General features: G+C 43.0%; 9 protein-coding genes and 1 other RNA gene. 6 read left to right on the forward strand and 4 right to left on the reverse strand.

The features are described 5' to 3' along the window. Nucleotides 1-231: 231 nt before the first annotated feature. The 6 genes from B7P33_RS01260 (at nt 232) to B7P33_RS01285 (ending at nt 11,067) form a co-directional block, all read left to right on the forward strand. On the forward strand, nt 232-2,412 hold the full coding sequence (locus B7P33_RS01260; RefSeq protein WP_097440152.1) for a DUF349 domain-containing protein: 2,181 nt from the start codon (nt 232-234) through the stop codon (nt 2,410-2,412). A gap of 137 nt (nt 2,413-2,549) precedes the next feature. Then, nucleotides 2,550-3,632: a helix-turn-helix domain-containing protein gene (locus tag B7P33_RS01265; protein WP_097440153.1), complete on the forward strand. Its 1,083-nt coding sequence runs from the start codon at nt 2,550-2,552 to the stop codon at nt 3,630-3,632. Between the two features lie 356 nt (nt 3,633-3,988). After that, the gene (locus B7P33_RS01270) at nt 3,989-5,458 is read left to right on the forward strand and encodes a serine hydrolase (RefSeq protein ID WP_097440154.1); all 1,470 of its coding nucleotides are present in this window, start codon (nt 3,989-3,991) and stop codon (nt 5,456-5,458) included. Between the two features lie 66 nt (nt 5,459-5,524). Beyond that, nucleotides 5,525-6,685 (forward strand): DmpA family aminopeptidase, encoded by a 1,161-nt coding sequence (locus B7P33_RS01275; RefSeq protein ID WP_097440155.1) that lies wholly within the window; start codon nt 5,525-5,527, stop codon nt 6,683-6,685. A 545-nt stretch (nt 6,686-7,230) separates the two neighbouring features. Continuing rightward, on the forward strand, nt 7,231-8,643 hold the full coding sequence (locus B7P33_RS01280; RefSeq protein WP_097440744.1) for a Gfo/Idh/MocA family protein: 1,413 nt from the start codon (nt 7,231-7,233) through the stop codon (nt 8,641-8,643). Nucleotides 8,644-8,748: 105 nt separating this feature from the next. Continuing rightward, a complete protein-coding gene (locus B7P33_RS01285; RefSeq protein WP_097440156.1) occupies nt 8,749-11,067 on the forward strand; it encodes a GH92 family glycosyl hydrolase in 2,319 nt (772 codons plus the stop codon). A gap of 99 nt (nt 11,068-11,166) precedes the next feature. On the opposite strand, the gene rny is transcribed toward B7P33_RS01285, so the two are convergent. The 4 genes from rny to B7P33_RS01305 all read right to left on the reverse strand — a co-directional run bounded on the left by rny (nt 11,167) and on the right by B7P33_RS01305 (nt 13,549). After that, on the reverse strand, nt 11,167-12,738 hold the full coding sequence (gene rny, locus B7P33_RS01290; protein WP_097440157.1) for a ribonuclease Y: 1,572 nt from the start codon (nt 12,736-12,738) through the stop codon (nt 11,167-11,169). 50 nt (nt 12,739-12,788) lie between these two features. Next, nucleotides 12,789-12,898, reverse strand: a non-coding RNA gene (gene ssrS, locus B7P33_RS01295) — 6S RNA. Between the two features lie 53 nt (nt 12,899-12,951). Further along, nucleotides 12,952-13,245: a cell division protein ZapA gene (locus B7P33_RS01300; protein ID WP_097440158.1), complete on the reverse strand. Its 294-nt coding sequence runs from the start codon at nt 13,243-13,245 to the stop codon at nt 12,952-12,954. A 13-nt stretch (nt 13,246-13,258) separates the two neighbouring features. Then, a complete protein-coding gene (locus B7P33_RS01305) occupies nt 13,259-13,549 on the reverse strand; it encodes a hypothetical protein (protein WP_097440159.1) in 291 nt (96 codons plus the stop codon). Between the last annotated feature and the right edge of the window lies 1 nt (nt 13,550).

The raw sequence follows: 13,550 nt of genomic DNA on the forward strand, positions 1-13,550 counted from the left end.
TTGCACCAAACGCCAAAAAGGCTTTACTTTAGGGGGCAATTAAGTTTGAAATCACAGACTTTAATTGTTTTTATTATTTATAGGTTTCCTTCTATTTGTGATACCAAACAGCTAGAGGAAGGCTATATAATCAGGCAAAAAACGAAACGACATTTTGTTGTCAAGGATTTCTAGGCGATTTATTAGAAAACTTGGGAACATTTAATTCGAGTATCGAGAAAACTATCGAAGATGTTAGAAGAGAAAGACGAGATCCAGAAAGATGGCACGGCTCCGGAAGCCGCAGAAAGCACTACACAACCATCTACTGAAGCACAGCAAGTAAACGAATCGGAAAATGTAGCGACCGAAAATCAGACTACTGAAAGTACAGCTGCCCCAGAAACTGAGGAAAGTGCTGAAAACAAAGTAGAAGAAACGGAAACCGAAGTCACCGACACCCCAAGTGAACCTGCCGAAGCCTCGTCTTTCCCTAGCGCCGAAACATCTGAGGAAACAGCCGCCCCTGAAACTGAAATCGTAGCCGAAGAGGCCACGATAGAAGCCCCAAAGGACGAAGAGGAAAAAGAGGTACTTAACGAGATACACGAAAATAACGCCGAAGACTCGGAAGACAAGGAAAACGAAAGACGCCACGTAATCCCCATCCTAGATTACCATGCCATGTCCATGGAAAATCTGGTAGGCGAACTGCAACGTTTGGTAAAGAACGAAGCGGTTCAGGCCATTAAAAAACATGTTTCTGGTATTAAACACGAATTCGACCTTAAATTCCAGGAGTTTATTGAGCACAAAAAAGAAGAATTCGTCGCCAACGGCGGCAACGAGGTCGATTTTAGATACAACTCGGTAACCAAACGCCAATTCAATGAAGTCTATGGCGAATACCGAGAAAAACGGGACCAATATTATAAAGGCCTTGAAAAGAACCTAAAAGACAATTTGACCATTAAGCTAGGCTTGATCGAAGAATTGAAAGGCTTATTGAGCATGGAAGAGGACATGAACTCTACATACAATCACTTTAAGCAAATACAAGAAACCTGGCGTAGTACCGGGCCCGTACCCCGTGCCAATTACAACGATGTTTGGCGCACCTACCACCACCATACGGAACGCTTTTACGACTTTTTGCACTTAAACCGTGAGTTACGCGACCTCGATTTTAAGCGCAATCTGGAAGAAAAATTGAAAATCGTGGAAAAAGCCGAAGCCTTGGCCCAGGAACCCGATTTAAACAAAGCCTTCCGCGAGATACAGCTACTCCACAAAATCTGGAAAGAAGATATTGGCCCCGTAGGAAAAGACCATAGAGAGGCCGTTTGGGAACGCTTCAGTAATGCCACTAAAGAGCTACACCGAAGAAGGCAGGAGCATTTTAAGGAGCTCGAAAAATCGTACGAGGGCAATTTAGAGGTCAAGAACAAAATCATTGACGACATTTTGGCGGTTGCCAGTAATGTGAGCACCAACCATAGAGGCCTTCAGCAGCAGGTTAAACAAGTAGAAGCCTTACGTGAAGCTTTTTTCAATGCCGGAAAGGTGCCTCAGGCCGTAAATGAGGAGACTTGGAGTAAATTCAAGGAGGCCGTACGTGGTTTTAACCGAAACAAAAACGCCTATTACAAAACCCTTAAAAAGGAACAACAAGAGAACCTGAACCGCAAACGGGCGCTATTAGATAAAGCCGTTTCGTTAAAAGATAGCGAAGACTGGGATAGTACCACCCCCGAAATGAAGCGGATCCAAAGCGAGTGGAAGAAAATCGGGCACGTACCCAGAAAATATTCCGATAAGATCTGGAACGAGTTTAAAGCGGCCTGTAACCACTATTTCGACCGTTTACACTCGTTAAAAAATGCGGCCCAAAAAGAGGAATTCGAGAATTTCGAAAAGAAAAACGATGTCCTTACCCGTTTAAAAACCTTTAACCTTGGCGGTGAAAAGGATAAAGATTTGGCCAGTATCCAAGGCTTTATCAAAGAATGGAAAGAAATTGGTCGGGTACCTTACAACAAGCGCAATGTAAACGGCAAGTTCAATAAGATTATCGATGCGCTTTTCAAAAAGCTCGATGTTAACCAGCAACAAGCGGAGATTCTAAAATACGGTGACAAACTACAAGATCTGGTAGACTCCGGAGACGAAAGGGCATTGAACAACGAGCGTACCTTTATTCGTAGAAAGATAGACGAGGCCCATTCCGAAATACGCCAGTTGGAGAACAATCTGCAATTCTTCTCCGATGGCTCCGAGAGCAATCCGTTGGTAAAAGAAGTGGTAAAGAACATAAATAACCACAAGCGATCTTTGGAACATTGGAAATCGAAGTTACAACGCATCAAAACTTTGATTAACCAAAAGAACAAAGCAGCCGAAGCCGCAGAGAACGCCTCTTCAGAAGAAGAATAATACGAGGGAGTTGTTTTAACCCTCTCAAACAGCAAACACCAAGTGTACCAAAGGGCAGTTGGGAAAATCATAAAAAGGCCGGTACCATTACCGGTCTTTTTTAACTTATATCGATAACAACCTGAAATCCCTCCCGATTGGATTACCAAACTGAAATTATAGAAGGCGTTGGCAAGATGGCCGTCTTTTTAATGCTACTACTTTCGGTTTTCCTATTGACCGTAAAGACCAAAAACAAACTTGCCAATAGGTTGTTCAGCATCTATTTACTGGTCATAGCCTTTGACCTAACCGGCTTTTTTACAACGTTACCTTTAAACTACCCCATAACCAAAGGTTTAAAAATTGCCTCAAGCCTGCTTCAACTACCCTTGTTTTATTTGTATGTGAATGCAGCCTGTTATTCAAATTTCAATCTCAAGACCAAACACCTTTGGCATGCCCTACCCTTCCTGATATTCATAATTCTTTTTTGGATATTCGATTTTGCCCCATGGTCGGCAACCCTTTTCCAATGGACCACGGAAGTGCAATTCCCGATATACATCATAGCCATATTCCTAAAACTAAAGAGCTTCAAGAAAGTACATCTCGAAAATTATTCGGGTCCAGGACAGATTACCTACAAGTGGTTATTTCAAATCACCTTACTCTCTTGTATTGCCCATACTTTTGTATTGGCCCGCTGGTTGTTTTCCAACAACTCCTTTTATGAATACGTGCCTACCATAAACTTGATAATAAGTCTTTCAGTTTTGAGCGTAACCACATTTTTTGTTTTAAAGGCATTATACCAACCCGATCTTTTTAAGGGCGTAGATATGAATTTAAGGCCATCGCAAACAAAACTAAATAACGATAGCGGAAAAACGGGATCGATTTCGAACGAGAACCTATCGCTATTGAACTCCTTTATGGAAAAAGAGAAACCATATTTAGACTACGAGCTCACCCTCCAAAAATTGGCAGGCCAAATGAACACCCCCGAAAGGGAACTTTCTTCATTGATCAATCAGCAACTAGGGAAGCATTTTTTCGATTTTATCAACGAATACCGAATACGGGATGCACAAGCGCTTTTAAAAGATCCCAGCCAAAAAAAAATGACCATATTGGAAGTCTTATATGCCGTAGGTTTTAATTCCAAATCATCTTTTTACACCGCCTTTAAAAAGGTCACCAACCAAACCCCAACGGCCTACAGAAAAAGTAATTTATAGGCTTCATTTCATAAGTATCGAGAATCTAGACATTAGACCGCTTCGCTGATAGACTTTTTGAAATTCAATGTTTTATGCTTTCCATTTTTGCAAAAACATTTGATTAAACTAGAAAAGATGTAGGTACCGGATTCAGTTTGGTTTATTAACGTTAAAACTGCCATCGCCTTATTTCATCATTTAACAGTCTTTTTTCTTTATTCTTTAGCTGTTTTCGTCTTTAGTCTTTAAGCTGTGGTTTCTTTATTAAGTTTTCAGCGAGTCCGATATTCCAAAAAACAGTCCGACTTTACGTAGTCGGACATTTATCCCCGTGCGGAATCCCATTTTTGCCTTGAAAACAAACAACGTTACAAATGAGATTCATTTTCACATTAGCACTACTCTTTATCAGCCTACTTTCCCTCGGACAACAGGATTCGGAAACATTCGAAGCATGGGATACCGAAATCAATCGTTTGGTTTCCGAATACCAAGCGGTGGGGCTATCGGTTGCCGTCATTAAAAACAATGAAGTTATATACGCCAAAGGTTTTGGGTATCGCGACCTGGCCAACCAATTACCCGTTACTGAAAACACGGTTTTCCATATCGCTTCAATGACCAAAGCATTTACCGGAGCCCTTTTAGGTGTACTCGAATCGAAAAAACTTTTGTCACTACAAGACAAACCCGCTTACCACATCCCTAACTTTCATTTTCAAAATGAAAAAATGGACCAATTGGTTACCCTTGGCGATTTGCTTAGTCATAGAAGTGGTCTTGGCAACCACGGGGCATCTATTGTGATGTTCCCCGAAAAAGACAAGCTAAAAACGGTACAGCGCTTAAAATATCTAAAACCCCAAGGCGAGATAAAAAACAGCTGGATCTATAGTAATATCGGGTACACCTTGGCCGGAACAGTTGCCGAACAAGTGAGTCATAAAAGCTGGGAAGAGAACATAACATCCGAATTGTTCGAACCACTCGATATGCGGCATTCCTTTACTAGCGCGAAAGACATGAAAACCACTCAAAACTATGCGAAAGGCTATGCCATGCACAAAGGCAAGACACTACAAGTGCCCTTCGAAAATTATTATGCATACACACCTGCAGGCGGTATTAAAAGCTCGGTAAAAGACCTTTCGCATTGGATGCAGGCCTGGCTTAACAATGGAACCTACCAAAACAAACAAGTGATCCCTGAAACCTATATAAAGGCCGCGACCCGATTGCAAAACCTAAAAAACGACGCTTATGAAAAAGACTCTTATCTCTGGGGCGAAGGCTATGGCTGGCGACTGCGGGCCTGGGAAAGTAAATTTAGGGTACGACATGGAGGCAATACCTTGGGTTTTTCAACCATCATGGACCTTTACCCTTTTGAAGGCGTTGGGGTGGTAGTTTTGACCAACCAATCCAATTCCCTGCTCCCTTATGCCGTATCGGATTATATTTCCAGAAAATTACTCCAGCTTCCACAGCAAGACTTTCCCATTCAAGTGAACGACATTTACCAGTCGAAAACCGAGGACTTGAAATTGAACAAAGAAAAAATGCCCTTGGGATCCATTACGGCATTTGAAGGCCGATATGCCGCCGAAGGTTATGGAGCCATCGAAATATTCACAAAACAGGAAAAGTTATACGCAAAATTTCCAACCTACACCTTTCAATTGGCCCACTCGAATTACAATTTCTTCTATCTAAAGGGAACCGAAAGCTTTTCGGGAGAATTCAACCCACAATTCGACCTTGAGTTCCACACCAACTGGAAAGGGGAAGTGACCGGCCTAAAACTCCATGCCCATAAAGAGCCCATCGTCTTCAAAAAACAGTAATTTATTCTTAAAGAAATTCCTTCTTTAAGAGGGAGGGTGCTAACTTGCATTTCTTAAAAATAACTTATGCGGATTTCGGCCTCCTTTTGTTTACTGTTCATGACCTTAACTATTTTTGGCCAAAAACCTAGAGCAAGGGATTTGGGTATCCCTTTCGAAGGTACCACAGGCACCTTCAACGCTATTACCGATGTATCCGGGGTAAGTGTAGGCCACACTACCCTAATCTCAGGGTCGGGAAACCATGAATTGGGATCCGGTCCGGTCCGGACCGGGGTCACCGCTATTTTCCCGAGTGGTAAAAAGAAAAAACCACTGTATGCCAACTGGCACAGCCTAAATGGCAATGGCGAAATGACTGGCACCACCTGGATCACCGAATCTGGTTTTCTGGAGACCCCGATAATGCTAACCAATACATTTAGTGTTGGTGCCGTTAGACAGGCCACCCTGAAATGGATGGTAGACACGGCCTGGAGCGATGAAGATTGGTGGTGGGCCTTTCCGGTGGTTGCCGAAACCTACGACGGTTTTTTAAACGACATCTACGGTTTTCAAGTGAAGGAAGCACATGTTTTGGAAGCCATCGAAAATACCACCGACAAAAAAGTACCCGAAGGAAACGTAGGTGGAGGAACCGGCATGATGTCTTTTGGATTTAAAAGCGGTATAGGCACCGCGTCACGACTACTACAGTTTCCCGATACTACGTACACCGTTGGTGTATTGGTGCAATCGAACTTTGGGGACAAGAAAAGGTTTCGGATCGATGGGGTGCCTATTGGCCAGGAGTTAAAAGACACCCTCAATCCAGAATATCACGCACCACCTAAATCAAGGCGAAAGAATGGCGACGGCTCAATTATCGTAGTGGTCGCCACCGATGTACCCTTATTGCCGTATCAACTCAAAAGAATTTGCCAAAGGGTACCTATTGGTATAGGTAAACTTGGAGGTATCGGCGCCAATGGCTCCGGTGATATCTTCATTGCCTTTTCCACAGCCAATCAAAAAGCCTATGTTCGTGAGGGCAAGGCAAGCGTAACGACAATTTCCAATGATTGGATGAACGATGTGTTCGAGGCTACCATACAAGCGGTAGAAGAAGCCGTTATCAATGCCATGGTAGCTGCCGAAACCATGGATGGGATACAAGGAAACAAAGTTTACGCGATCCCCCATGAAATGCTTATCGAGATCATGAAAAAATACAACCGGATAAGGTAACCCCCTTATTATAATCATCCGAAACTTGATGGCTTCAGACGAAAAGAGCAAAGAAAAAAAGACGGCTGCATGCCAAACGATTACATTTTAGTTGCTCCCAAATAAAACCGAATCCATAGAATTTGTTTTTTTGATTTGATTGATTGTTCTCTTATAGACAAGCAAGACGTAAAACCCTGAATATCCGCAAGCCTATTTTTTAAATCCTACCCCTTGCAAGAAATAAGGCAGCGAAGTGTCACGCCCCGACTGCTATACGGGAGCCATCTAGATAATTACTGACTTTCGGACACTCGTGTACCCTTACCCAAAATTCTAGCCAAGCTTATAAGCCTAAAATGTCTTGACCAAGACTCTTAAGTTTTAGGCTACCCCACCCTATTATAATTCACTATATTTAGTGGTTCTAAAGCAAATACTTTTACAAAAAGCTGATTTTAGCCGTTCTTGGTCGAAAGCAGTCGTTTCCCTTTCTTAGGAAATGTATATTGATCAGAGCGGACTGTATGGTCAGCGCCAAAACCAAACAATTAAACAATACGAAAATGAAAAGAAGGGATTTCTTAATCAATTCGGCCGCAGCCTCTTCGGTAGCCTTTTTACCAGCCTGGGCTTCACCGGCCTTAAAAAAAGACAAGGTTAAAACCGCCCATATCGGTGTAGGCGGCATGGGTATGGCCGATCTAAAAGCCATATCATCGCATAAGAAAGTAGAGGTGTATGCCCTTTGTGACGTAGATAGCAAGGCCCTTAAAACAGCCTCGGCCATGTTCCCTCAGGCCAAGACCTATAAAGACTACCGAAAAATGTTACGTCAACTGGAAAACGATATTGATGCCGTAGTGGTCTCTACACCGGATCACAGTCATGCACCAGCTTCGCTTATGGCCATGAAAATGGACAAGCACGTATATTGCCAAAAGCCCTTGACCCATCATGTTTCGGAAGCCCGGGCCATGAACCGACTGGCCAAAGAACGTAAGCTGATTACCCAAATGGGTATTCAGGTACACTCTTTTTACGATTATAAACTGGCCACTTTATTGATACAGTCGGGCATTATCGGAAAGGTAAAACGTGTACACGCTTGGTCCCCCAAAAGTTGGGGTTACGATGGGCCGGAACCCAAGGGTTCGGATCCAGTACCCGATACCTTGGATTGGAACCTATGGTTGGGAACGGCGAAAGACCGCCCATACAAAAAAGGATATTACCACCCAGGGAACTGGCGTAAGGTCATGGATTATGGTTGTGGTACCCTAGGCGACATGGGGGTACATATATTCGACACCCCTTATAACGCCTTGGCCCTTGACGTGCCCACCACGATTACCAACAATTGCAGACAACCCAACGGTTTCGGTTTTCCGGTAAACAATACGGTTACTTACGAGTTCCCAAGTACCGAATACACCACCGACAACTTTAAATGGCATTGGTACGATGGTCCTGGTATGCCACCGGCCCACGAAGACTTGGTAATTCCGGGTGCCAAAAAGAAATCCGCAAAAAAGGGAGCTAAAGAAAAAAGTGTAGCCGAAAAAATATCGCTCGACGCTGGTGTTGCCGGCAAAGGCGAACTACCAGAACAAGGCGCCATGTTCGTAGGTACGGAAGGGCGTTTACTACTCCCTCATTTTATGCAATTACCTCAAAAGATCGTAGATGGTAAATACGTAGACATCTCCAAAGAGATTGCAGCACAGAATTTAGGGGAGCCCGTACGAGATTATGATGGTGAGGGTCCAAAGCACTACCACCAGTTCGTAGACACCATTTTGGGTACCGATAGCTGTACCGCTCCGTTTTCCTATGCCTCTAGGCTTACCGAGACCATTTTATTAGGTGTTATCGCAGGTAGGTTCCCGAACCAGACCCTGCATTGGGATCGTGACAAGGCGGAATTCAAAGAAAAAGATGCCAATCAATATTTGAGTGGTACGTACAGAGACTTTTAACCACAATATACCCAGAATACAAAGAGGCCCATAACGGGCCTCTTTTCTTATATTTAAGCAGTGGCTCAAGCCACCTTAAACATCCATTAACCGACACTGAAAAACATGTTTAGACTACCACCTTATCTCTTATGCCTTGTCCTTATTGTATCTTGTAATGATAAGAAGGCCACCCCAAGTTCCCAAAACAAAGTTATAGACCTTACACAACATGTAAACCCATTTATCGGAACAAGTAAAATGGGGCACGTGTTTCCTGGCGCCACCACCCCCTTTGGCATGGTACAGCTTAGTCCACAGACCCATATGGAAGTTATGTACGACTCCATTGGCAATTACAATCCTTTGACCTACGAATACTGCGCGGGCTACCAATATAAGGACAGTACCATTATCGGTTTTTCACACACTAATTTTAGCGGTACCGGTCACTCAGACCTTGGAGACTTTCTTATAATGCCAACAACCGGAAATTTAAATTTAGAACCCTTACGTCATATAAATGGGCAAAAAGGATTCTACAGCACTTTTTCCCATGATAAAGAAAGTGCCGAACCTGGTTATTATCAAGTAGATTTAGATTCTTATGGCATTAAGGCCGAGCTAACCGCTAGCCCTAGAGTTGGTTTTCACCAATACACTTTTCCTAATAAAGAGCAAGCCCACATTATACTGGACATGATGTACAATGTATACCATCATGACCAAAAAAATGTCTGGACCTTTATCAGGGTAGAAAACGACAGTCTCATCACAGGATATCGTCAGACCAAAGGCTGGGCCAGAACCAGAAAGGTGTTTTTTGCTTTAAGCTTTTCTAAGCCCTTTAAGAGTTATGGGCACAAAAAGTATGATAAAAAAGGATACAATGGCTTTTATCGGAGATTTGAAGAAGACAAGAATTTCCCCGAAATGGCTGGAAAAGATATCCGTGCTTACTTTGATTTTGACGTTAATGCCGGTGAAAAGATCCAGTTAAAAATGGCATTATCCAACGTAAGTACCCAAGGTGCCTTGAAAAATCTGGAAGCCGAAATAGCACATTGGAATTTCAATCAAATTAAAAACCAAGCAAAAGCCGATTGGAATCTGGAACTATCAAAAATCAAGGTCGATATGTTATCTAAAGACCAATTGACTACCTTTTATACCGCCTTATACCACACAAACCTCTCCCCTATAATTTATGAGGATGTTGATGGTAATTATAGGGGGCTTGACCAAAACATACACCAGTCGGATGGATTTACCAATTATACCATTTTCTCGTTATGGGACACCTACAGGGCTCTTCACCCACTATTTAATCTTACCCAACCCCAAAGAAATAATGAAATGATCAAATCGATGCTAGCCCACCAAGAACAAAGTGTACATGGTATGCTACCCATCTGGAGCCATTACGCCAATGAGAATTGGTGTATGATCGGCTATCATGCCACCTCGATAATCGCCGATGCCATGGTTAAGAATATCGGGGATTTCGACCAAAAACAGGCCTTAAATGCATCGGTAACCACTGCCAATGTAGATTACTTTGAAGGTATTGGAGACTATAAATCTTATAAGTATGTGCCCGAAGACAAAAGCCTCTCTTCTGTTTCCAAGACCCTAGAATACGCATATAACGACTGGTGCATTGCCCAAATGGCTAAACAACTGAAGCAAAGTAACACTCAAAAATCGTTTGAAGAAAGGGCCGATTATTATAAGAATGTATTCGATGCCTCCATTGGCTTTATGCGACCTAGACTCTCTTCCGGTGAATTTAAAACTGATTTTGACGCCATGGACACCCATGGACAGGGTTTCATTGAAGGTAACGCATGGAACTACGGCCTATATGTGCCCCATGATATAAAACAAATGATCGAACTCAAAGGAGGAAAAGAACAGTTTAGCCTGCACCTCGATTCATTATTCACCATGGAGATTGACGATAAGTTTATCGAAAAAACCGAAGACATTACCAGAGACGGCATCATAGGCAATTATGTGCATGGCAATGAACCCGGACACCATATCCCCTATCTCTATAACTGGACCAACGATGCCCACAAAACGCAAGCCAGGGTACGCATGATAATGGATCGTATGTACGGCCCAACCGTAGAAGGATTGTGCGGTAATGACGATGCCGGGCAAATGAGCGCTTGGTATATTTTCAGTGCACTCGGCTTTTATCCCGTAACCCCAGGCTCTCCATTTTACGACTTAGGGAGCCCTCTGGTAAAGGAGGCACGAATAACACTTTCCAACGGTAATACCATAACCATTACGGCCAACAACCAATCCGAAAACAATATTTATGTTTCAGAAGTTAAATGGAACGGCAAAACCGTAAATGGGCTTCAATTAAACCACAACGAATTAACGAATGGCGGGGAACTTGTTTTCGAAATGAGCAAAACACCGCGTTTATAGTTGACAAGGTCAAAATATCAAAAACAAAAAAGCCCTTGCGATGCAAGGGCTTTTACATGTTTATTTACCGGCAAACACTAATAAAACCATAAACATATATTATTTGGCCACGTTCACCACTCGAGTTTCCCTGATAACCGTAACCTTTACCTGACCCGGATAGGTCATGTCGGTCTGGATCTTTTGTGAGATCTCGAAAGACAATTCGGCCGCCTTATCATCACTGACCTTTTCACTTTCTACGATAACACGTAGTTCACGACCCGCCTGAATGGCATAGGCCTTTTGAACCCCATTGAAACCAAAGGCGATATCCTCTAAATCTTTAAGTCGTTGGATATAGGAATCCAACACTTGCCTTCTGGCCCCTGGTCGTGCCCCGCTAATAGCATCACAAACCTGAACGATAGGTGCCATTAGGTTTTTCATCTCAATCTCGTCGTGGTGGGCACCTATGGCATTACACACATCGGGTTTCTCACCATATTTTTCGGCCCACTGCATACCCAAAATAGCGTGTGGCGTCTCCAATTCAGCTTCGGTATTGGGCACCTTACCTATATCGTGCAGTAATCCGGCTCGTTTGGCCAATTTGGCGTTCAAACCAAGTTCGGCCGCCATAACACCACAAAGCTTAGCTACTTCCCTTGAGTGCTGTAACAAATTTTGACCGTATGAAGAACGGTATTTCATTCTACCAACAGCCTTGATCAATTCCGGATGCAAGCCATGGATACCCAAATCGATAATGGTACGTTTACCGATCTCTACGATTTCCTGCTCGATTTGTTTTTCGGTCTTTTTTACCACTTCTTCGATACGGGCCGGGTGAATACGACCGTCGGTTACCAAACGGTGTAGCGACAAACGGGCTACTTCCCTACGCACCGAATCGAAACAAGAAAGAATAATAGCCTCGGGCGTATCGTCCACAATGATCTCAACACCGGTTGCAGCCTCTAAGGCTCGGATATTACGCCCTTCGCGACCAATAATCCTACCTTTTACATCGTCGGACTCCAAATTAAATACCGAAACACAGTTTTCTACTGCTTCTTCGGTACCGATACGTTGAATGGTATTGATTATGATTTTTTTGGCATCTTGTTGGGCCGTTAGTTTCGCCTCTTCCATGGTGGCCTGTATATAGGCCATGGCGTCGGTCTTGGCATCGGCTTTTAAAGACTCCATAAGTTGCGACTTGGCATCTTCTGCCGATAGGCCGGAGATTACCTCTAACTGCTGCACTTGGTTTTGATGCAACTTTTCCAACTCGCTTTTCTTACGATCTAGGAATTCTTTTTTATGCTCAACATCCTTAAGCTTCCCTTCTAGGCGATCGTTTAGTTTTTTGTTTCGAGAAAGTTCATTACTTACTTGCGACTCTTTATCGCGGGTGCGCTTTTCGGCCTCACCCATTTTTTTGTTTTTGTTATTGATTACCTTCTCGTGTTCGGCCTTCAACTCTAAAAACTTTTCCTTGGCTTGGAAAATCTTATCTTTTTTAATGCCCTCGCCATCTTTTTTGGCGTTTTTTATAATCCCGGCCGCCTCTTTTTTGGCGTTTCCTATTATTTTGGATGCCTTGCCCTTTTCCATCATCTTGGCTATGACAAAGCCTATTATGAGTCCGGCTAGGCCGGCCACGATCCACATCGTATAATTATCCATTTCTGCTGTGTTTATATATAAAAAAACCCACATTGGTTGAAGTTCTGTACAAACTCCAATTAACAGGTTTAGGGTTACCAAACTGATCAAGGATCCTGGTACAAGCCAGGCATGCTTTTACAATCTAAACTCACCCTTTTTAAACTTAATAGTGTTGAGTTTGTCAAAATATAATTACCAATGTGGGCAGTAATATTACTTATTTAAAAGAACCTATTTAATCGCCAGTTTCGATTCTACCAATTGCTCCAACGCCTTCAATCGCTCATTCGCCTCTTGGTTTTTCTCTTGCTGGTCTATACTTTTTTGCTCAATTTTAGAAGCGAACTGCAAGGCACACATGGCCAAGACGTCCTGCTTATCCCTAACCGCATAGTTCTGTTCGAACTTTTTTGCCAACAAATCGATATTCTTGGCCGCCTTCCGCAACCCTTCTTCCTGACTGGGGTCTATAGTGAGCGGATATACCCGATCTGCGATAGAAAGCTTAATCTTTAGCTTTTCCATGTTTGTTGGCTCGTTATTCAGAGAGCTGGGCAATACAATGATCCAATTCGCGTATCAAGGTATTGATCTTCAGCTTCGCTTCCGTTTTATCAGCATTACTGCCCAGCATTGAATTGGCCATTTTCAGGGAATTATACTTCTCTTCCCATGCCACAACATCGCTTTCAAGTTTCTTATTGGACTCCTTTATTTGGATCAGCTCCGATTGTAACCGCTCCTTGGACAACTCCAACACCTCCATGGTGTGAACTAACTTGCTTATCTTGTTCTCTAAAGAACCAATAATATCTAATAGCTCCGTCATT

Source organism: Sediminicola luteus (assembly GCF_002514735.1).
Taxonomy (GTDB): Bacteria; Bacteroidota; Bacteroidia; order Flavobacteriales; family Flavobacteriaceae; genus HQA918.